The organism is Streptomyces sp. TLI_171, from assembly GCF_003610255.1.
GTDB lineage: Bacteria > Actinomycetota > Actinomycetes > Streptomycetales > Streptomycetaceae > Kitasatospora.
On record NZ_RAPS01000001.1, the window covers coordinates 4558813 to 4579713 of the forward strand.

Consider the following 20901-nt stretch of genomic DNA (forward strand, 5'->3'; position numbering starts at 1 on the left):
CACGTTCCACTCCGTGAGTCGAGTCAGGGAGACCGGAGGACAGATGTCGCCGAACCGCACTGTCGCACGCCCGCAGGCGTCCAGCACCCGATTGCCCGCCCAGCGGGCCGGCTCGACCGGCCTGCGCACCCTGGTCGTCGGAGCCGGCGCCGCCGGGACCGCCCTGGTCCGCGACCTGGGCCGGACCCCGGAGTTCGGGCTCACCCCGGTCGGGGTGCTCGACGACGACCCGGGGAAGGCCGGCCGGGAGGTCTCCGGCAGCCCGGTCCTCGGCCCGCTCGCCGACCTCACCGACCTCGCCCTGGCCCACGACGCCCAGGTCGTCGTGCTCGCCATCCCCGGTCTCCCGCACCAGCGGGTCCGGGAACTCGCCACCGCCGCCGCGGCAGCCGGCGCCGCCGTCCGCTACCTGCCCTCCTTCCTCTCCGCGCTGCGCCGCGAAGTGGTCGGCTCAGACATGCGCACCCTCGACGTCAACCGGCTGATCGGCCGGCACGAGGTCCACGTGGTCTCCCCGGACGTCCGCACCGTCATCGAGGGCCGCCGGGTCCTGGTGACCGGCGCCGGCGGCTCCATCGGCAGCGAACTCTGCCGCCAGGTACAGGCGTTCGGGCCCGCGGCGCTCTACATGCTCGACCACGACGAGTCCAACCTGCACCGCCTGCAGCTCGACATCTGGGGCGAGGCGCTGCTCATCGACGAGTCCCTGGTGATCGCCGACATCCGGGACCGCCCGCGGATCCAGCAGATCTTCCGCGACCTGCGCCCCGACGTGGTCTTCCACGCCGCCGCGCACAAGCACCTCCCGCTGCTGGAACGCCACCCCAGCGAGGCCGTCAAGTCGAACGTGCTCGGCACCGACCACCTGGTCGAGGCCGCGCTCGCCACCGGCGTCGAACGCTTCGTGCTGATCTCGACCGACAAGGCCGCCGACCCGACCTCCGTGCTCGGCGCCTCCAAGCGCCTCGCCGAACTCATCGTCCAGGCCAACGCCCGGGACGCCCGCAACCTCGGCACCGGCGTCTTCGCCGCCGTCCGCTTCGGCAACGTGCTCGGCTCGCGCGGCTCGCTGCTGTCGGTGCTGGAGGAACAGCTGCGCAGCGGCGGCCCGGTGACGGTCACCCACCCCGACGTGACCCGCTTCTTCATGACCATCGAGGAGGCCGTCGGCCTGGTCCTGGAAGCCGGGCGGATGGCCGAGGGCGGCGAGGTGTTCGTCCTCGACATGGGCGAGCCGGTCCGGATCGTCGACCTGGTGCACAACTTCGCCGAACAGGTCCAGCTCGGGGCGGACGAGGTGGAGATCCGCTACACCGGTCTGCGCGCGGGCGAGAAGCTCAACGAGGCCCTGTTCTCCGACGCCGAGGAGCGCCTCCCCACCGCTCACCCCCGGATCTTCGCCACCGCCGCGGACCACGCCGCCGCCCCCGAGGACCTGGCCGGGGGCCTCACCGGCCTCTACGACGCCGCCACCGTCAACGCCGACCCCGAGGTCCGCGACCGGCTGGCCGCCCTCCTCCCCGGCTACCAGACCGCCCGCCCCAGGACCCCGGCCCTCGCCACCCCGTACCCGGACGGCTTCTGAGGCGGAGGACCGGACGGCCGGGGGCCGCTGCCCTTGGCCGTACTACCCGGCGCGGTCGAAGGGGGCGACCAAGTGGCGCAGGAGGGTGGCGAGTTCGGTCTGCTGGCCCGGGGCGAGCTGGGCGAGGATCTCGCGTTCGTGGGCGAGCAGGCCGGCCAGTGCCTGGTCGGCCTTGTCGCGCCCGCCGTCGGTGAGCCGGACCAGCACGCCGCGGCGGTCGTCGGGGTCGGGGAGGCGGACGACCAGGCCCTTGGTGGTGAGGCGGTCGATCCGGTTGGTCATGGTGCCGGAGGTGACCAGGGTCTGGGTGAGGAGCTGGCCGGGGGAGAGCTGGTAGGGGGAGCCGGCCCGGCGCAGCGCGGTGAGGACGTCGAACTCCCAGGGTTCGAGGCCGTGCTCGGCGAAGGCGGTGCGGCGGGCACGGTCGAGGTGCCGGGCGAGTCGGCTGACCCGGCTGAGGACCTCGAGGGGTTCCACGTCGAGGTCGGGGCGCTCTCGGCGCCATGCTGCGACCAGGCGGTCGACCTCGTCCTCCATGACGATCAGTGTATCGGGGGATGTGTCGATGTGAAGTCTCTTGACATCAAGAGATAACAAAGGAACTCTCGGTGAAACAGAGTTATCTTGACATCGAGATACTTTTCGGAGGTTCGCCATGCCCGCCGCCTGGGACGCCGACCAGTACCTGCGGTACGCCGGGGAGCGGATCCGCCCGCTGAACGACCTGCTGGCGCGCGTCCCCGACCTCCCGCTCCGCCCCACCGTGCTGGACCTCGGCTGCGGCCCGGGCAACTCCACGGCCGTGCTGCGCCGCCGCTGGCCGGACGCCCGGCTGCTCGGCCTGGACACCTCGCCCGCCCTGCTGGAGACCGCCCGCACCACCGGCGAACCCACCGCCGAGTACCGGCAGCAGGACGTCGCCGGGTACGACCCGGCGCCCGAGCGGCCGGACCTGATCGCCTCCAACGCCGCCCTGCACTGGATGGACACCGACACCGCCGACCACCTGGCGCTGCTGCCCCGCTGGGCGGCCGCGCTGCGCCCCGGCGGGGTGATCGCGTTCCAACTGCCCGGCAACTTCGCCGCCCCCAGCCACACCCTGCTGGCCGAACTGCGCCGCAGCCCGCGCTGGCGCGAGCAGCTGGGCACGGTCCGCCCGGACGCCTCCTGCCACGAGCCGGCCCGGTACCTGGAGACCCTGCTCGCGGCGGGCTGCGTCGCGGACGTCTGGGAGACCACCTACCTGACGGTGCTGACCGGCACGGACCCGGTGCTGGAGTGGGTCAAGGGCTCGACCCTCCGGCCGGTGCTGGACCGCCTGCCGGAGCCGGCCGGGCGCGCGGCGTTCCTGGCCGAGTACGGCGCCGAACTGCGCCGGGCCTACCCGGCGACCGCGCACGGCACGGTGTTCCCGTTCCGCCGGGTGTTCGCGGTGGCCGTCAAGGCCTGACGGGGGCTCACTTCGCGGCGGCGGAGCCGGGCATCGCCGGGTGCCGCCCCAGCACGACGACGCCGATCACGATCGCGGCCAGCCCGGCGCTCTGCCAGGCCAGCGCACCGGGGGTGACCCGCAGCCGGTCGCCGAGGAAGCCGACCGCGCAGGCGATGCCGGCCAGCGGCTGGGCGGCGGTCAGGGCGGGCAGCGACATCCGCAGCGGCGCGGCCTCGAACGCGGACTGCACCAGCAGCAGCCCGACCACGCCCAGGCCGATCACGGTGTAGGGCTGCCAGGAGCTGAGCGCGGCGGACGCCCCGTCGGCGTCGATCCGGTCGAAGGTGGAGCGGGTCAGCGCGTCCTGCAGCCCGTAGAGCAGCCCGGCGGCCAGCGCCAGCAGGGTCGCCTCCTCGAACAGCGGGAGGTGGCGGGCGACCGAGACCAGCAGCAGGGCCAGGCCGGAGACGATGCCGAAGACCAGCCAGTAGCGCAGCGCCCCGGACTCGTTGCCGCCGCCCTGCGGCCGCCCGGCGGCGATGAAGGCGGTGACGCCGAGGGCGATCAGGGCGACGCCGATCCAGCCGGAGCGGCCCAGCCGGGTGCCGGTGATCCGGCGGGCCAGCAGCATCGCCCAGACCAGGTTGGTGGCGAGCAGCGGTTCGACCAGGGCGACCTCGCCCTGGCTGAGCGCCAGGGCGGACAGCGCCTGACCCGCGATCATGAAGGCGATGCCGACCAGCCAGTCGGGCATCCGCATCAGGTCGAGCAGCAGCCGCCAGCGCAGCAGGTCCCCGCTGGGGGCGCGCTGGGCGGCGTGCTGCTGCAGGACGAAGCCGGCGCCGAGGCAGCAGGCCGCGCCGAGGGCCAGCAGGAAGACCGCCAAGGGTTGTCCCTGTCGTGCGTGTGTCGGCCCGGCGGCCCCGGTGGCGGGGCCGGGCCGGTCAGTTCTTGCGGTCGCCGACCAGTGTGGGGTGCCGCTCCAGGCCCTCCAGCCCGTGCCAGGCGAGGTTGACCAGGTGGGCGGCGACCTCCGCCTTGGCGGGCTTGCGCACTTCCAGCCACCACTGGCCGGTCAGCGCCACCATGCCGACCAGCATCTGCGAGTACATCGGCGCCAGCCTGGCGTCGAAGCCCCGGGACTTGAACTCCAGGCCCAGGATGTCCTCGACCTGGGTGGCGATGTCGCCGATCAGCGAGGCGAACGAGCCGGTGGACTGGGCCACCGGAGAGTCCCGGACCAGGATCTTGAACCCGTCGGTGGAGGTGTCGATGTAGTCCATCAACGCGAACGCGGCCTGCTCCAGCAGCTCCCGGGAGTGACCGCCGGTGAGGGCGCCGGTGACCATGTCCAGCAGGAGCTGCATCTCGCGGTCGACGACCACCGCGTACAGGCCCTCCTTGCCGCCGAAGTGCTCGTAGACGACCGGCTTGGAGACCCCGGCGCGTTCGGCGATCTCCTCCACCGAGGTGCCGTCGTAGCCGCGTTCGGCGAAGACCGACCGGCCGATCTCCAGCAGCTGCTCGCGGCGCTGCTTGCCGGTCATCCGCACCCGGCCGCTGCTCCTGCCCCCGCCGCGCCGCGAGGGCTGCTGATGGCCGGCGCTGTCTCCGTTGGTCCCGTTCACCCCTCCATCATGCTGTAGGCGCTGCCTCATGCGGCGCGGCGGGCGGCGATCCGCTCCGCGCCGGGCCAGCGGACGTCGCTCGCCCAACCCGCCTGTTCGAACCAGCGGATGATCCGGGCCGAGGAGTCGACCTGGCCGCGCAGCACGCCGTGCCGGGCCGAGGTGGGGTCGGCGTGGTGCAGGTTGTGCCAGGACTCGCCGCAGGACAGCACGGCCAGCCACCACACGTTGCCGGACCGGTCGCGGGACTTGAAGGGGCGTGAGCCGACCGCGTGGCAGATCGAGTTGATCGACCAGGTGACGTGGTGCAGCAGTGCGACGCGGACCAGCGAGCCCCAGAAGAAGGCGGTCAGCGCGCCCTGCCAGCTCCAGGTCGCCAGGCCGCCGACCACGGCGGGCAGCGCCAGCGAGATCAGCGTCCAGAGCCAGAACATCCGGGAGATCGCCCTTATGGCCGGGTCGCGGACCAGGTCGGGCGCGTACTTCAGCTGCGGGGTCTGCTCCTCGTCGAACATCCAGCCCATGTGCGCCCACCACAGGCCCTTGAGCAGGGCGGGCAGGCTCTCGCCGTAGCGCCACGGCGAGTGCGGGTCGCCGTCCTTGTCGGAGAAGCGGTGGTGCTTGCGGTGGTCGGCGACCCAGCGCACCAGCGGGCCCTCGACGGCCAGCGAGCCGACCACGGCCAGGGCCAGGTGCAGCTTCCGGTTGGCCTTGAACGAGCCGTGGGTGAAGTAGCGGTGGTACCCGACGGTGATGCCGTGGCAGGTGAGGAAGTACATGAAGACGGCGAGGCCGGCGTCCAGCCAGGACAGCCCCCAGCCCCAGGCGACCGGGACGGCGGCGGCCAGGGCGAGGAACGGCACCGCGATGAACAGGGCGAGGGTGAGCCGTTCCAGGGCGCCCTGTTTCTCACCGCCCCTGGTGGCGGACAGCTTCTGGGGGACGAGGTCGTCCTCGGCGGCGCTCGGCGGCGCCTGCCCGGCCTGGATGGTCATGGCGCTTCCCGGGGGAGGAGGGGTGGTGCCTGGCGGGTGGAGACGGGATACCTACGTGGGCGTAACCTACGGCATCGTAAGTAGCGGGGCCGGGGAAGCGGAAGGGCCCCTCACCCACGTGTCGCAGTGTTCGTCCGGCGGCTCCCGGCTCGTCGACGGCGCGGGGCCGGAGCGTCGTTCGTGTGCCTTCGCGGAAGGTGGTGGAGCTACGGGCCGTCAACCCGTAGGCTGTGCTGGGCGCGCAACGCGCCCTTTCCGCCGTGGTGTAATGGCAGCACAGGGCCCTTTGGAGGCCTTTGTCTGGGTTCGAATCCTAGCGGCGGAGCCCCTTCCGACCGTTTCGGACGCTTTCCGTCCGCTCTGCCTCGGTATTCTCGGTGCACTCTCGTCCCGCATCGACCGAGGAGCCTCCCCCCTTGAGCGTCAACCAGCCCGCTGCCGTGATCGTGCTCGCCGCCGGTGGCGGGACGCGGATGAAGTCCAAGTCCCTGCCGAAGGTGCTGCACGAGATCTGCGGCCGCTCCCTGGTGGGCCACGCGGTGTCCGCCGCCCAGGAGTTGACGCCCGGTCAGCTGGTCGTGGTGATCGGCCACCTGCGCGAGCAGGTCGAGGCGCACCTGGCCGAGCACTACCCGGCCGCCCGCCCGGTGGTGCAGGCCGAGCAGAACGGCACCGGCCACGCGGTGCGCACCGCCCTCCAGGAGCTGGCCGCCGACGGCGTGGAGCTGGACGGCACCGTGCTGGTCACCACCGGCGACGCCCCGCTGCTGACCGGGGCCACCCTGACGGCGCTGGCCGCCGCGCACGCCGAGCAGGGCAACGGCGTCACCGTGCTGACCGCGGTGGTCCCGGACGCCACCGGCTACGGGCGGATCCTGCGCGGCGCGGACGGCGCGGTCGCCGCGATCGTCGAGCACAAGGACGCCAGTGCCGAGCAGTTGGCGATCGCCGAGATCAACTCCGGGGTGTTCGCGTTCGACGCCAAGCTGCTGGCGCACGCGCTGTCGCTGGTCGGCACCGACAACTCGCAGGGCGAGGAGTACCTGACCGACACCCTGGAGATCCTCCGCCGGGAGGGCCACCGGGTGGGCGCGGTGGTCGCCGCCGACCACCGGGAGATCGTCGGCATCAACGACCGGGTGCAGCTCGCCCAGGCCCGCCGACTGCTCAACGACCGGCTGCTGGAGCGAGCCATGCGGGCCGGCGTCACGGTGGTCGACCCGGCCTCCACCTGGCTGGACGTCCGGGTCTCCTACGAGCCGGACGCGCTGGTCCACCCGAACACCCAACTGCACGGCGCCACCCACCTGGGCGAGGGCTGCGAGGTCGGCCCGAACACCACGCTCACCGACACCGCGGTCGGCGCCGGCGCCCGTGTGAGCAACACCACGGCCGAGCGCGCCGAGATCGGCCCGGAGGCCACCGTCGGCCCGTACGCCTACCTGCGGCCCGGCACCCGGCTGGGCCGGAAGGCGAAGGCCGGCACCTACGTGGAGATCAAGAACTCCGAGCTCGGCGACGGCGCGAAGGTCCCCCACCTGTCGTACATCGGCGACGCGACGATCGGCGAGGGCACGAATGTCGGTGCGGCGTCCGTCACAGTGAACTACGACGGGGTGGACAAGCACCGCACGGTCATCGGGGCCCACTGCCGCACGGGTTCCGACAACATGTTCATCGCTCCGGTGACGGTCGGTGACGGGGCCTACACGGCCGCCGGATCGGTCATCACGCACGACGTACCTGCGGGTTCGCTGGGCGTCGCGCGGGCCCAGCAGCGCAACATCGCGGGCTGGGTTGAGCGGAAGCGGCCCGGTTCGGCGTCCGCCCGGGCGGCTGCCGAGGCCAACGGGACGGAGTAGCCGCACGGGGCTGCCGGGGATCTTGAGGAGTGGTCCCCGGCGGTCGCCCCCGGCCCGGGACGCGTAACCTGGAGTACATACGTGCGCCATCGGGCCTGCTCGGCCGTGCCTCGGCGTACCCAGAGTGGCTAACACGAGGAGACGGTGCAGTGAGCGGGATCACGACCTCCGGCGAGAAGAAGCTCAAACTCTTCTCCGGCCGTGCCCACCACGAACTTGCCGAGGAGGTCGCCCGCGAGCTGGGCACCGAGCTCGTCCCGACCAAGGCCCTGGACTTCGCCAACGGCGAGATCTACGTCCGATTCCTGGAGTCCGCCCGCGGTGCGGACTGCTTCGTGATCCAGAGCCACACGGCTCCGATCAACCAGTGGATCATGGAGCAGCTGATCATGATCGACGCGCTGAAGCGCGCGTCGGCCCGCAGCATCACCGCGATCCTCCCGTTCTACGGATACGCCCGGCAGGACAAGAAGCACCTCGGCCGCGAGCCCATCTCGGCCCGCCTGGTCGCCGACCTGCTGCGCCAGGCCGGCGCCGACCGCCTGATGGCCGTCGACCTGCACACCGCGCAGATCCAGGGCTTCTTCGACGGCCCGGTGGACCACCTGTTCGCGCTGCCGATGCTGGCCGACTACGTGGGCGACCGGGTCCCGGACCGCTCCAAGCTGACCGTCGTCTCCCCGGACGCCGGCCGGGTGAAGGTCGCCGACCAGTGGTGCGACCGCCTGGGCGCCCCGCTGGCGATCATCCACAAGCGCCGCGACATGTCGCAGGCCAACACCATCCTGTCCGCCGAGGTGGTCGGTGACGTCAAGGGCCGGGTCTGCGTCCTGGTCGACGACATGATCGACACCGCCGGCACCATCTGCGCCGCCGCCGACGCGCTGTTCGACGCCGGCGCCGCCGACGTCCTGGTGGCCGCCACCCACGGCGTGCTCTCCGGCCCCGCCGCGGACCGCCTGAAGAACTCCCGGGTCAGCGAGTTCGTGTTCACCAACACCCTGCCGACCCCGGCCCAGCTCCAGCTGGACAAGATCACCACGCTGTCGATCGCCCCGTCGATCGCCGCCGCGGTGCGCGAGGTGTTCGAGGACGGCTCGGTCACCAGCCTGTTCGAGGGCGTGCACTGACCCCTCGTCAGCCGTCCCGTCGGCCCCCGGTCCCGCTGCGGACCGGGGGCCGATTTCACGTCCGCGCCACTGCCCGGTTAGGCTGGGCAGACTGCTCGGCGAGGGATGCCCGGATTCCGGGGCTCCGTGATCGACGCGCGTGATCGATGCGCCTTGATCGAACCGCCGAGCGCCCCCCAGTACTTCGAGGGTGAGGCCGGCGGTTCTGTCGTTCCTGCACCCCTTTGCCTTCACGAGGAGCGCAGGATGTCCGAGATCCGCCTTGCCGCCGAAGCCCGCACCGAGTTCGGCAAGGGCGCCGCCCGTCGCGCCCGTCGCGCCGGCTTCGTCCCCGGCGTCGTGTACGGCCACGGCCACGCCCCGGTGCACCTGAACCTGCCCGGCCACGACCTGATGATGGCCCTGAAGACCCCGAACGCGCTGCTGGTCGTCCCGATCGACGGCAAGGACGAGTTCGTGCTGCCGAAGGCCGTCCAGCGCGAGGCCATCAAGCGCTCCATCGAGCACGTCGACCTGCTGCTGGTCAAGCGCGGCGAGAAGGTCACCGTCGAGATCCCGGTCCACACCGAGGGCGAGCTGGCCCCCGGCGGCAACCTGATCGAGAACGTGCTGAACGCCCTCCCGATCGAGGCCGAGGCCACCCACCTGCCCGAGTCGGTCACCGTCTCCGTCGAGGGCCTGGAGGCCGGCGCCTCCATCACCGCCGGCGACATCGCCCTGCCGTCCGGCGTCTCGCTGGCCGTCGAGGCCGACGCCGTCGTGCTGCAGGTCATCGGCGCCCAGGCCCCCGAGGCCACCGAGGAGGAGGCCGCCGAGGCCGAGGCCGCGGACGAGGCTTCCGCCGAGGCCTGATCGCCTTCGCCCGCTGCCCCGGTCGTCCCGCCCCGTGCGGGACGGCCGGGGCAGCGGCATGTCCGGGATGATGAAGGTATCCAGACCCGCGTGAGGAGCGGCATGAGCGAGTACGACGGCCCCTGGCTGGTGGTGGGCCTCGGCAACCCCGGCGACGGCTACGCCCGCAACCGGCACAACATCGGCTTCATGGTGGCCGACCTGCTGGCCCGGCGGATGGGCGCGAAGTTCAAGGCCCACAAGAGCCGCGCCCAGGTCGCCGAGGGGCGGCTGTCCGGCCGCCGGGCGATCCTGGCCAAGCCGATGACCTTCATGAACCTCTCCGGCGGCCCGGTCACCGCGCTGCGCGACTTCTACAAGGTGCCCGCCTCGGCGATCGTCGCCGTCCACGACGAACTCGACCTCGACTACTCCGCGCTGCGGCTCAAGCTCGGCGGCGGCGACAACGGCCACAACGGCCTGAAGTCGATCACCAAGTCGCTCGGCCCGGACTACTACCGGGTGCGCTGCGGCATCGGCCGCCCGCCCGGCCGGATGGAGGTCGCCGACTTCGTGCTCAAGGACTTCTCGGCCACCGAGCGCAAGGATCTCGACTGGTTCGTGGACCGCTCCGCCGACGCCGTCGAGGCGCTGCTCGCGGACGGCCTGGAACGGGCCCAGCAGAACTACAACTCCTGACCCCCGAGAACCGCCACCCTCCGTGCACAACGTTCATGCAACGCTTGCCCGGTGGAAGCTGACTGGGGGTCAGAACCGGCTTCGGATCGGATACCGTCTGACTCGGTACGCAAGGATTGAAGTGCCGTCACTGGGGGTATGGACCGTGATCCGGTCGAAGCGGATGGGCAAGGTCGTCGGGGGCACCGTGCTGTGCCTGGCCGCCGGAGCGTGGGGCGCGACATCCGCGGCCGCCGCCGAACCGGGCGTCGCCGCCAGCCCCGAACCGGCCGCCGCCAGGCTCGCCCCGCCCACCGGCTCGGTGGGCTCGGCCGGGGTGTACGCCGTCGGCGGCGGCCTGGTCGTGGTGGCCGGCGGCGCCGCCGCCTGGCTGCGCAAGCGCAAGAAGGCCTGACCGAACGGCTGCGGCCCGCCCCCTCGTCCGAGGTGGCGGGCCGCAGCGTCGGCGCCGTGCGTCAGCCGGTGTTGCGCAGGCCGGCCGCGATGCCGTTCACGGTCAGCAGCAGCGCCCGGGCCCGCAGCGGGTCCTCCGGGCGGCCCGCCGCGACCTCCTCGCGCTGGCGGCGCAGCAGCGCCACCTGCAGGTAGGAGATCGGGTCCAGGTACGCGTCCCGCACGTTGAAGGTCTGCTTCAGGACCTCGTTGTGCTCCAGCAGCTCGCTCTCGCCGGTCAGCCGCAGCACCTCGCGCAGCGTCAGGTCGTGCTCGGCGACGATCTGCTCGAAGATGTGGTGCAGCTCGGCCGGGACCAGCTGCTCCACGTAGTGGCGGGCGATCCGCAGGTCCGTCTTGGCCAGCGTCATGGCGACGTTGGACAGGAAGTTGCGGAAGAAGTGCCAGTTGCCGTGCATCTCGTCCAGCACGTCCGACAGGCCCGCCGCGCGGGCCGCCGCCAGGCCGGAGCCGACGCCGTACCAGCCCGGGACGATCTGCCGGGACTGCGTCCAGCCGAACACCCACGGGATCGCCCGCAGGCCGTCCAGGCCCGCACCGCTGTCCGGGCGGCGGGACGGGCGGGAGCCCAGGTGCAGCGAGGCCAGCTGGTCGACCGGGGTGGCCGCGAAGAAGTACTTCGGCAGGTCCTCCTGCTCGACCAGCGCCCGGTACGAGGTGTGCGCGGCCTCCGAGACCTGGTCCATCGCGGCGTCCCAGCGGGCCAGCTCCTCCGGGGCCTGGCGCGGCGCGGTGTGCAGCGCGGACGCGGCCAGCGTGGCGGAGAGGGTCAGCTCCAGGTTCTCCCGGGCCAGCGAGGGCAGCAGGTACTTGTCGGAGATCACCTCGCCCTGCTCGGTGACCTTGATCTCGCCCTCCAGGGTGCCCCAGGGCTGGGCCAGGATCGCCTCGTGCGAGGGGCCGCCGCCGCGGCCCACGGTGCCGCCGCGGCCGTGGAAGAGCCGCAGCCGGATCCCGTACCGGTGGGCGACGTCGCGCAGCCGGCGCTGGGCCCGGTGGATCTCCCACTGCGAGGTGGTGATGCCGCCGAACTTCGAGGAGTCCGAGTAGCCGAGCATGACCTCCTGGATGTCGCCGCGCAGCGACACCAGCAGGCGGTACGACGGGTCGGACAGCATCTCGTCCAGGATGCGGTCCGCCTCCTGCAGCTCGTCGGTGGTCTCCAGCAGCGGCACGATGCCGATCTTGGCGATCCCCGCGTGCAGGTCGATCAGGCCGGCCTCGCGGGCCAGCACCGCCGCCGCGAACACGTCGTCCGCGCCCTGGCACATCGAGATGATGTACGACTCGACGATCTCGTCGCCGAACCGCTCGAAGCCCTCGCGGATGGTGGTGAACACGCCCAGCGTCTTCGCGCCCGCCGCGTCCAGCGGAGCCGGGGTCGGGGCCAGCGGGCGGCGCGAGCGCATCTCCTTCGACAGCAGGCGCTGGCGGTACTCGCGCGGCATGTCGGTGTAGCGCCACGCCTCCTCGCCGAGCCGGTCGAACAGCTGGCCCAGCGCGTGGTGGTGCGCCTCGGCGTGCTCGCGCACGTCCATCGTCGCCAGCTGCAGGCCGAACGCCTCGATGGTGCGGATCGCCCGGGCCAGCCGGCCGTCCGCGATCAGGCCGCCGCGGTGGGCCCGCAGCGAGTCCTGGATCAGCCGCAGGTCGGCGATCAGGTCGCGGGTGCCGACGTAGTCGCGGCCCGGGGTGGGCGGGGTGCCCGCGGCCAGCCGGTCGCGGGTGTTCTCCAGCTTGATCCGGATGCAGGTGGCCTTCAGCCGGTACGGCTCCTCGGCGTTCATCCGCTTGTAGCGCGGGCTCAGCTCCGGCAGGTGCGCCAGGTCGGCGTCCAGCGAGGCGAGCAGCTCCTCCGAGGCCCCGGCCAGGCGGACCGAGGTGGAGAGCGAGGCGCGCAGGTCGTCGACCGCCTCCAGGGCGTCCTTGATGCCGTACTCGTGCTGCAGGTTGAGGACGTCCCAGGTGACCCGCGGGGTGACGTTCGGGTTGCCGTCGCGGTCGCCGCCGATCCAGGTGCCGAAGGTCAGCGGGCGCACGCCCTCCGGCAGCGTCAGCCCGACCCGGGCCAGCTCCTCGTGCAGCTCCTCCAGCACCTCCGGGACGGCGTCGCGGTACAGCTCGTCCAGGTAGTAGACGGCGTTGCGGGCCTCGTCCGTCGGCTCCGGGCGGGCGATCCGCAGCTCGTCCGTCTGCCACAGCAGGTCGATCACCTCGGCGAGCCGGCGGTCCGCCTGGCGGCGGGCCGAGGTCTGCCGGGCGCTGTCGACCCGGCCGGTGGCGGCCTGCTCGCGGTGGATCCGCTCCAGCAGCTCGCCGACCCGGCGCAGCTTGTTCAGCACCGAGCGGCGGGCCGCCTCGGTCGGGTGCGCGGTGAAGACCGGGCGCACCGCGAGGTTGGCCAGGGTGTCCGCCAGGTGCTTCGGGTCCGCCTCCTTCAGCTCGTCCACGGTCTGCGAGAGCAGCGAGCCCTCGCGGGCCCGGCGGGCCGCGAACTCGCGGCCGCGGTGCACCTGCTCGGTGACGTTCGCCAGGTGGAAGTAGGTGGAGAAGGCCCGCACCAGCTTCGCGGCGGTGTCCAGGTCGATCTCCGCCAGCAACTGCGCGGTCGCCTCGCCGTCGGTGCGGCTCAGCAGCCGCACCTGCTCGACCAGGCCCAGCAGTTCGGGGCCCTCCTGACGCACGAGGGTCTCTCCGAGCAGATCGCCGAGACGGCGGATGTCCGCGCGCAGGGCGGCGTTGTCTGCATCGGCGATCGGGGATGGGTTGTCCGCCGAGGTGGGGACCGGAGCGGTCACGGCTGGCTCCCTGTGGTGGTGGGGTTCGGCAACGGCTCTGCCATCACCGCAGTGCGGGTGACGGGTGCGGACCGCGCTGTCCGACGGGCAACAGCATAGGTGGCACGGGGTGCCAGACCCGAGAGGTGGCCGGATGGCGGACACGCGGGCGGCAGCCGCACCCCTGGCGGCCGGCCCGCGTCACTTGCGTATCGTTGCCGCATGAGTGTGAAGCCGGCGGGGGACGGCGTGTGGTGGTGGGCGCGCAGGCGCAGCGCGGTGCTGGACGTGGCGCTGGCGGTGGTGTCGGGCCTGGAGTGCGCTTTCGGGGCGCACGGCCTGGTGCGGGACCGCTTGCAGTGGGGCCTCGGGCCGACCGTGGTGTGCGTGGTGCTGGGGGCGCTCGCCGGGGCGTCGCTGGTGGTGCGGCGCCGGTGGCCGGTGGTCCCCGTGGTGGTGGCGCTGGTGTTCGTGCCCGGGTTCTTCGGCGTGGTGCTGCTGGTGGTGTCGCTGTACACGCTGGCGGCGACCTGGGAGTGGCCGTCGCGGCGGGCCAGGGTGATCGTGCTGTCGGCGGTCGCGATGGTGGAGACCTTCGGGATGGTGATGCTGGCGATGACGGCGCCGTCCGAGGCGCCGCCGTCCGAGCCGCTCCCGCCGGGCTGGGTGCTCGCGGTGATCGCGGGCTTCGTCGCGGTGGGCATGGCGCTCGCCCCGGTGGTGACCGGCCTGTACGTGGGGGCGCGGCGGCGGCTGGTGGAGTCGCTGACGGACCGGGCGCAGGGCCTGGAGACGGAGCTGACGCTGTTGGCCGAGCAGGCCAGGGAGCGGGCGTGGCGGGCCCGGGCCGAGGAGCGGACCAGGATCGCCCGGGAGATGCACGACGTGGTGGCGCACCGGGTGAGCCTGATGGTGGTGCACGCGGCGGCGGTCGAGCGGATCGTCCCCAAGGACCCGGTGAAGGCGCAGCAGTCGGCGAAGCTGATCGGGGAGACCGGCCGGCAGGCGCTGGACGAGCTGCGGGAGATCCTCGGGGTGCTGCGGATGACCGAGCCGAAGGAGCCGGTGGAGGCGCCGGTCGGCGGGCTGGGCGAGCTGCCGGACCTGGTGGAGCAGTCCCGGGTGGCGGGCATGGCGGTGGCGCTGACGGTCAGCGGCGAGCGCCGGGCGTACGTCGCGGAGGCCGAGCAGACCGCCTACCGGGTGGTGCAGGAGGGCCTGACGAACGCGCACAAGCACGCGGGCGGGGCGCGGGTGGCGGTGCTGCTGGCGTACGTGCCGAACGGGGTGCGGGTGTCGGTGGTGAACGACTGCCCGGGCGGCGCGGCGGTGTCGGTGGCGCTGCCGAGCGGCGGCAACGGCCTGGTCGGGATGCGCGAGCGGGTGCTGGCGCTGGGCGGGAGCTTCCACGCCGGGCCGGCCGACGGCGGGTTCCGGGTGGAGGCGGTGCTGCCGTCCCGGCTGCGGCTGCCGGAAGTGCCGCTCGCCTGACGGGCCGTCAGGCCCGGTCGGCGGTGAGCAGCCGGTGCGGGGCGAGGCCGAGCACCAGGGTGCCGATGGCCTGGTCGACGCTGTGGCCGAGGAACCACTCGCCGGTGTGGTCGAGGCTGTAGACCCGGCCCTGCTCGTCGAGGGCCAGCAGGGCCTGCCCGTACAGTTCCTCGCCGAGCGGGGCCAGCCGGGTGTCCAGGGCGCGGCCGAGGTCGGCGAGGGCGCGCGGGGCGTGCAGCCCGCAGCGCGGGTCGAGCAGGAACGGGGTGCGGGCCAGCGTCTGCCCGGGGCCGGGAACCTCGAAGGCCAGGCCGCCGAACTCCGCCCAGGCCTCGATCGCGGCCGGGAACACCGAGTGCTGCGGGTCCAGCGGACTGCCGTGCGCGACCAGGGCGTCGGCCCACTGCTCGGCCTGCCGGATCTCCCAGCGGCCGGGGTGCCAGCCGGCCTGCTTGAGCGCGGCGGCGACGTCGGCCGGGAAGCGGGGCTGGGTGCGGACGGTGGTGGCGTTCAGGGCGTGCTCCGGGGATTCGGGGACAGGGGCGGTGCGGGGCGGGTCAGCGGCCGGGCGGGCCGACCTCGACGCTGGCCACGTTCAGATGATCCAGCAGCGGGCCGCAGGAACGGCACGGCGGCGCGTGCGTGCCGTGCGCCGGATCACCCTCCTCGCGGATCCGCACCGTGGTCAGCCGCGCGCCCTTCAGCGCCTTGCGGGCCTCCTGCACCGTCATCGGCTTGCGCGCCGCCCGCTTCGAGCGGGACGCGTCGACCTGCCCCAGGTACTGGGACAGCAGCGCCGCCTCCGGGCAGCGGCCGACGAAGCGCTCGCGCTTCTCCACCGGCAGCGCCGCCAGGAACTCGCCGACCAACGGGTGCAGCATCGGGGCCAGTTCGGACTTGTCCCCGGCCAGCGTGTGCACCTCGCCGCTGCGCAGCGACAGCGCCGCGGCCACCGCGGGCAGCAGGCTGTCGCGCTCGTGGCGCAGCACGGGCGGCGGGCCCGACGGATCCATGACTGCTCCTCGGCGTTGTGCGGCGCACCGGCAGTTCTCCGCTGCCGGGGGTCTGCTGACGGACGGTGAACCGCCGCGGACCGGAAGGTCCACGGACGGTGAATCCTCACCCCAGAGCATCCAGCCTGCCAAACCGCACCGACGCGCGCCGCGCCGGGGTGCGGACACGGGGCGCGCGGAGGTGTACGGAGGGCCGAACTGCGGCCCCGCGCGCCCCGGGTGGCATCCACCGGTTTTGCCGATTGTGCCCCGATGGGCCCGGGCGGGCCGGTACCGTTCGAGCGACGCGGCGGCAAGGGGGGTCTTGCAATGGGGTCGAACGTCGTGGCGCACGAGGCGCCAGCCGAACACGTGCCCACACCGGGCAGCACCGAAGAACAACCCGACCGGCGGATCGGACTCGCCGTCATCGGCGCCGGCTACTGGGGCCCGAACCTGGTCCGCAACGCCCAGCAGACCGCCGCACTGCGGCTGCACTGGCTGTGCGACCTCGACGAGCAGCGCTCCCGCAAGGTCCTCGGCGAGTACTCCACCGTCGCCGCCACCACCTCCTTCGAGCAGGTGCTCGCCGACGAGCGGGTGCAGGCGGTGGCCATCGCCACCCCCGCCGCCGCCCACCACCGGCTGGCCCGGGCCGCCCTGGAGGCCGGGAAGCACGTCCTGGTGGAGAAGCCGATCACCACCACCGTCGAGGAGGCCGCCGACCTGGTCGCCCTCGCGGAGGAACGCGGCCTGGTCCTGATGTGCGACCACACCTTCTGCTACACCCCCGTGGTGCGGCGGATCCGCGAACTGGTGCACGGCGGCGAGATCGGCGACGTCCAGTTCTTCGACTCCGTCCGGATCAACCTCGGACTCGTCCAGCCCGACGTCGACGTGCTGTGGGACCTCGCCCCGCACGACCTGTCCATCCTGGACTTCGTCCTGCCGCCCGGGGTCGAACCCGTCGGCGTCAGCGCCCAGGCCGCCGACCCGATCGGCGCCGGCCGCGCCTGCGTCGCCTACCTGACGCTGCGGCTGTCCAACGGCGCGCTCGCCCACTGCCACGTCAACTGGCTGTCCCCGACCAAGGTCCGCACCACGCTGATCGGCGGCTCCCGCCGCACCCTGGTCTGGGACGACCTCAACCCGCAGGCCCGGCTGGCGATCCACGACCGCGGCGTCGACCTCACCCCGCCCGACGAACTCACCGACGCCATCCGGCACCGGGCCCTGATCTCCTACCGGGTCGGCGACATGGTCGCCCCCGCCCTGGTCGAACAGGAAGCCCTGCGCAACGTGATGGGCGAGTTCGCCGCCGCCATCACCGAGGGCCGCGCCCCGCTCACCGACGGCCGGGCCGGCCTGCGCGTGCTGCGCCTGCTGCACGCCGCCTCCCGCAGCCTCGAACTCGGCGGGGCGACCGTCCCCGTGGACGCCACCGCCTCCGACGCCGACCTGATCTCCCGTCAGCTCCCCGCCCAGCAGAAGGCCGCCGCACGATGAACGCCGCCGTCACCCTCGAAGGCTCCCGCTGCCTGGTCACCGGCGGCGCCGGAACCATCGGCTCCACCGTCGTCGACCAGCTCCTCGAAGCCGGGGCCCGCGAGGTCGTCGTCCTCGACAACTTCGTCCGCGGCCGGATGGCCAACCTGGCGCACGCGCAGGAGATCGCCGCCCCCGGGCAGCTCCGGGTCGTCGACGGCGACATCCGCGACCGCGCCCTGCTGCGCGAGCTGCTCTCCCCGGGCACCGACGCGCTCTTCCACCTCGCCGCCATCCGGATCACCCAGTGCGCCGCCGAGCCCCGGCTGGCCCTGGAGATCATGGTCGACGGCACCTTCGACGTGGTCGAGGCCGCCGCCGAGGTCGGCGTCGGCAAGGTCATCGCCTCCTCCACCGCCTCGGTCTACGGCCTCGCCGACACCTTCCCGACGCCGGAGACCCAGCACCCCTACAACAACGACACCCTCTACGGGGCCGCCAAGGTCTTCAACGAGGGCCTGCTGCGCAGCTTCCACGCCATGTCCGGCCTCGACTACGTCGCCCTGCGCTACTTCAACGTGTACGGCCCCCGGATGGACGTGCACGGCCGCTACACCGAGGTCTTCATCCGCTGGATGGAACGGATCGCCGCCGGACAGCAGCCCCTGATCTTCGGCGACGGCGCCCAGACCATGGACTTCGTCTACACCGAGGACATCGCCCGGGCCAACCTGCTCGCCGCCGCCGCCCCCGTCACCGACCGGGTCTACAACATCGCCTCCGGCGCCGAGGTCTCCCTCCGCGGCCTCGCCGACGCGCTCCTCGAAGCCATGGACTCCGACCTCGGCGTCGAACACGCCCCGGCCCGCGACACCGCCGGCGGTGTGGTCCGCCGCCTCGCCGACATCGCCGCCGCCGAGCGCGACCTCGGCTGGAAGCCCGAACTCGGCCTCACCGACGGCCTCCGCAAGCTCGTCGCCTGGTGGCGCGAGCAGTAGCAGCCCCGCGGCTCGCACTGCTCCCCTTCTCCCGCCCCCGTCAGGGGCGCGGGGCGGACGGCTCCCGTCAGCAGGATCGCGCCGGGACGGGCCAGTTGCAGGTGGGCGCGACCCCGACGCGAAGGAGCACCATGTCCACCATCCCGGTGATGATCCCCTGGCTCGGCGAGGAAGAGGCCGAGGCCGCCGCGGCGGCCGTCCGCTCCGGGTGGGTCGCGCAGGGCCCCCGGGTGGCCGCGTTCGAGAAGGCGTTCGCCGCGTTCACCGGCGCGCCGCACGCCGTCGCGGTCTCCAACTGCACCACCGCCCTGCACCTGGCCCTGATCGGCGCCGGGGTCGGACCCGGCGACGAGGTCGTCGTCCCGTCGCTGTCGTTCATCGCCACCGCCAACGCCGTCACCTACGTCGGCGCCGCACCGGTCTTCGCGGACGTCGACCCGGCCACCGCCAACCTGACCCCGGAGACCGTCGCGCCGCTGCTCACCGGGCGCACCCGCGCGGTGATCGCCGTCGACCAGGGCGGCGTCCCCGTCGACCTGGAGGCGATCCGCGAACTGGTCGAGCCGCGCGGCATCGCCGTGGTCGAGGACGCCGCGTGCGCCGCCGGCTCCGTCTACCGGGGCCGCCCGGCCGGCGCGGGGGCCGCGATCGCCGCGTACTCCTTCCACCCGCGCAAGCTGCTCACCACCGGCGAGGGCGGCATGGTCACCTGCCAGGACGGTGAACTCGCCGCCCGGCTGCGGCGGTTGCGCGAGCACGGGATGAGCGTCTCGGCCGCCGACCGGCACGCCGGCGCGGGCGGGGCGGGCGTGGTCGAGACGTACGACGAGATCGGGTTCAACCACCGGATGACCGACGTCCAGGCGGCGATCGGCCTGGTGCAGCTCGGCAAGCTCCCCGCGATGGTCGCCCGCCGCCGCGAACTCGCCGAGCGCTACCGAGAGTTGCTCGGGCCGGAACTGGCCGCGCGGCTGGTCGCCGACCCCGCGCACGGCACCTCCAACTTCCAGTCGCTGTGGCTGCTGCTCCCCGAGGACGCGCCCGACCGCGGCGAGGTCCTCACCCGCCTCGCCGCGAACGGCGTCTCCGCGCGGCGCGGCATCATGGCCGCGCACCTGGAGGCCCCGTACAAGGGCGCCGCCCGGGCGCCGCTCCCGGTCACCGAGACGATCACCTCGCGGACGCTGATCCTGCCGCTGTACCACTCGCTGACCCACGAACAGCAGGACCACGTGGTCGGCGCCCTCGCCGCCGCGTTGGAGCGCTGAGCGGCCCCGTCCCCGCCACCCGGTACGCCCGTCCGTCAGTTGAGAGGTTGACCTTCGTGACCGACATCCCTCTTGTCGACCTGCACGCCTCGCACGCCGAGATCGCCGACGAGGTCCGTGCGGGCTTCGACGCGGTGCTGGCGAGCGGGGCCTACATCAAGGGCCCCGACGTGGCCGCGTTCGAGCGGGAGTACGCGCAGTTCTGCGGGGCGGGGCACGCCGTCGGGACGGCGAACGGCACCGACGCGCTGGAGATGGCGTTGCGGGCGCTGGACCTGCCGCCGGGCGGGGGAGTGGTGCTGCCCGCGAACACCTTCGTGGCCACGGCCGAGGCGGTGGTCCGGGCCGGGCTGACGCCGGTGCTGGTGGACGTGGACGAGGAGCACCTGCTGATCGACGTCGAGCAGGCGGCGGACCGGGTGCAGGACGCGGTCGCCCTGATGCCGGTGCACCTGAACGGCCAACTCGCCCCGATGGAAAGCCTGCTGGAGATCGCCGACGGCCTCCCGGTGGTGGAGGACGGGGCCCAGTCGCAGGGCGCGACCCGGCACGGGCGGCCCTCGGGCAGCTGGGGGCGGATCTCGGCGACCAGCTTCTACCCGGGCAAGAACCTGGGGGCGTACGGCGACGCCGGCGCGGTGGTGACGGACGACGCGGACCTCGCGCAGGCCGTACGGCTGATCGGCGACCACGGATCGGCCCGCAAGTACGTCCACGAGCGCTTCGGGTTCAACTCGCGGATGGACACCCTGCAGGCCGTGGTGCTGCGCGCCAAGCTGCGGCGGCTGCCGGGGTGGAACGAGGCCCGCCGGGCCGCCGCCGAGCGGTACGACAAGCTGCTGGGCGGGCTGGACGGCATCACGCTGCCGCGGACGCTGCCGGGCAACGAGCACGTGTGGCACCTGTACGCGGTGCGGGTCGAGCAGGACCGGGACGGGGTGCTGGCCAGGCTGCAGGAGGCCGGGATCGGGGCGGGCGTGCACTACCCCGTGCCGGTGCACCTGCAGCCTGCGTTCCGGCAGCTGGGGCACGCCGAGGGCGACTTCCCGGTCACCGAGCGGGCCGCCGCGCAGCTGCTCACCCTGCCGCTGTTCCCGCAACTCGGCGAGGGCCGGCAGCTGAGGGTCGCAGAGGCGCTGACCGCGGCGCTGGGCCGCGGCTGACGCACCGTCGGACCCGCCCGGACGGCACCCGGCCGGGCGGTGTCCGATCAGCCGGGCCCGTGCCCCTGAACACGAAAGGCGGTTGCCCTACGCTGGTCCCCGAGGATTTCGG

Annotated in this window: 19 protein-coding genes and 1 tRNA gene; 13 read left to right on the forward strand and 7 right to left on the reverse strand. The window is 73.2% G+C overall.

Annotation, left to right across the window (positions count from 1 at the left end):
• The first annotated feature begins 43 nt into the window (after positions 1–43).
• Positions 44–1585, forward strand: coding sequence for a nucleoside-diphosphate sugar epimerase/dehydratase (locus tag BX266_RS20865; protein ID WP_099901987.1), 1542 nt, complete (start codon positions 44–46; stop codon positions 1583–1585).
• Positions 1586–1627: 42 nt separating this feature from the next.
• On the opposite strand, the gene BX266_RS20870 is transcribed toward BX266_RS20865, so the two are convergent.
• A complete protein-coding gene (locus BX266_RS20870; protein ID WP_099901989.1) occupies positions 1628–2122 on the reverse strand; it encodes a MarR family winged helix-turn-helix transcriptional regulator in 495 nt (164 codons plus the stop codon).
• Positions 2123–2240: 118 nt separating this feature from the next.
• Between BX266_RS20870 and BX266_RS20875 the strand changes: the two genes are divergently transcribed.
• Positions 2241–3035, forward strand: a complete 795-nt coding sequence (locus BX266_RS20875; protein WP_099901990.1) for a methyltransferase domain-containing protein — start codon at positions 2241–2243, stop codon at positions 3033–3035.
• Positions 3036–3042: 7 nt separating this feature from the next.
• Here BX266_RS20875 and BX266_RS20880 read toward each other — a convergent pair whose 3' ends face one another.
• Genes BX266_RS20880 through BX266_RS20890 form a run of 3 tightly spaced genes read right to left on the reverse strand, consistent with a single transcriptional unit; the run spans position 3043 to position 5640 of the window.
• Positions 3043–3903: a DMT family transporter gene (locus tag BX266_RS20880; protein WP_099901992.1), complete on the reverse strand. Its 861-nt coding sequence runs from the start codon at positions 3901–3903 to the stop codon at positions 3043–3045.
• A 58-nt stretch (positions 3904–3961) separates the two neighbouring features.
• Complete coding sequence (locus BX266_RS20885; protein ID WP_099901993.1) at positions 3962–4645, reverse strand: TetR/AcrR family transcriptional regulator; 684 nt, start codon at positions 4643–4645, stop codon at positions 3962–3964.
• Between the two features lie 26 nt (positions 4646–4671).
• Positions 4672–5640, reverse strand: coding sequence for a fatty acid desaturase (locus tag BX266_RS20890; protein WP_099901995.1), 969 nt, complete (start codon positions 5638–5640; stop codon positions 4672–4674).
• A gap of 254 nt (positions 5641–5894) precedes the next feature.
• On the opposite strand from BX266_RS20890, the gene BX266_RS20895 reads away from it, so the two are divergent.
• The 6 genes from BX266_RS20895 to BX266_RS20920 all read left to right on the forward strand — a co-directional run bounded on the left by BX266_RS20895 (position 5895) and on the right by BX266_RS20920 (position 10556).
• Positions 5895–5965: transfer RNA gene (locus BX266_RS20895), tRNA-Gln, on the forward strand.
• A gap of 91 nt (positions 5966–6056) precedes the next feature.
• Positions 6057–7502 carry a bifunctional UDP-N-acetylglucosamine diphosphorylase/glucosamine-1-phosphate N-acetyltransferase GlmU gene (glmU, locus tag BX266_RS20900; protein WP_099901996.1) on the forward strand — a complete coding sequence of 482 codons (1446 nt, stop codon included), beginning with the start codon at positions 6057–6059 and terminating at the stop codon, positions 7500–7502.
• A 149-nt stretch (positions 7503–7651) separates the two neighbouring features.
• Complete coding sequence (locus tag BX266_RS20905; RefSeq protein ID WP_099901998.1) at positions 7652–8632, forward strand: ribose-phosphate diphosphokinase; 981 nt, start codon at positions 7652–7654, stop codon at positions 8630–8632.
• 246 nt (positions 8633–8878) lie between these two features.
• Positions 8879–9484, forward strand: a complete 606-nt coding sequence (locus tag BX266_RS20910) for a 50S ribosomal protein L25/general stress protein Ctc (protein ID WP_099901999.1) — start codon at positions 8879–8881, stop codon at positions 9482–9484.
• A gap of 102 nt (positions 9485–9586) precedes the next feature.
• The gene (pth, locus tag BX266_RS20915) at positions 9587–10162 is read left to right on the forward strand and encodes an aminoacyl-tRNA hydrolase (protein WP_099902001.1); all 576 of its coding nucleotides are present in this window, start codon (positions 9587–9589) and stop codon (positions 10160–10162) included.
• Between the two features lie 145 nt (positions 10163–10307).
• Positions 10308–10556 (forward strand): hypothetical protein, encoded by a 249-nt coding sequence (locus BX266_RS20920; RefSeq protein ID WP_099902002.1) that lies wholly within the window; start codon positions 10308–10310, stop codon positions 10554–10556.
• A 61-nt stretch (positions 10557–10617) separates the two neighbouring features.
• Here BX266_RS20920 and ppc read toward each other — a convergent pair whose 3' ends face one another.
• Entirely contained in the window at positions 10618–13413 is a 2796-nt protein-coding gene (gene ppc / locus BX266_RS20925; protein WP_399170100.1) for a phosphoenolpyruvate carboxylase, read from the reverse strand.
• Between the two features lie 201 nt (positions 13414–13614).
• Here ppc and BX266_RS20930 point away from each other — a divergent pair, with 201 nt between their 5' ends.
• Entirely contained in the window at positions 13615–14883 is a 1269-nt protein-coding gene (locus BX266_RS20930) for a sensor histidine kinase (protein ID WP_099902004.1), read from the forward strand.
• Between the two features lie 7 nt (positions 14884–14890).
• On the opposite strand, the gene BX266_RS20935 is transcribed toward BX266_RS20930, so the two are convergent.
• Positions 14891–15397 (reverse strand): SUKH-3 domain-containing protein, encoded by a 507-nt coding sequence (locus BX266_RS20935; RefSeq protein ID WP_099902005.1) that lies wholly within the window; start codon positions 15395–15397, stop codon positions 14891–14893.
• Positions 15398–15440: 43 nt separating this feature from the next.
• Complete coding sequence (locus tag BX266_RS20940) at positions 15441–15896, reverse strand: YwqJ-related putative deaminase (RefSeq protein WP_099902007.1); 456 nt, start codon at positions 15894–15896, stop codon at positions 15441–15443.
• Between the two features lie 309 nt (positions 15897–16205).
• On the opposite strand from BX266_RS20940, the gene BX266_RS20945 reads away from it, so the two are divergent.
• The 4 genes from BX266_RS20945 (at position 16206) to BX266_RS20960 (ending at position 20789) form a co-directional block, all read left to right on the forward strand.
• Positions 16206–17381, forward strand: coding sequence for a Gfo/Idh/MocA family protein (locus BX266_RS20945; RefSeq protein ID WP_259464782.1), 1176 nt, complete (start codon positions 16206–16208; stop codon positions 17379–17381).
• The gene (locus BX266_RS20950; protein ID WP_099902008.1) at positions 17378–18358 is read left to right on the forward strand and encodes an NAD-dependent epimerase/dehydratase family protein; all 981 of its coding nucleotides are present in this window, start codon (positions 17378–17380) and stop codon (positions 18356–18358) included. The genes BX266_RS20945 and BX266_RS20950 overlap by 4 nt, the downstream gene beginning before the upstream one ends.
• 131 nt (positions 18359–18489) lie before the next feature.
• Positions 18490–19626, forward strand: coding sequence for a DegT/DnrJ/EryC1/StrS aminotransferase family protein (locus tag BX266_RS20955; RefSeq protein WP_099902010.1), 1137 nt, complete (start codon positions 18490–18492; stop codon positions 19624–19626).
• Positions 19627–19682: 56 nt separating this feature from the next.
• Positions 19683–20789: a DegT/DnrJ/EryC1/StrS aminotransferase family protein gene (locus BX266_RS20960; protein WP_099902011.1), complete on the forward strand. Its 1107-nt coding sequence runs from the start codon at positions 19683–19685 to the stop codon at positions 20787–20789.
• Positions 20790–20901: the final 112 nt, after the last annotated feature.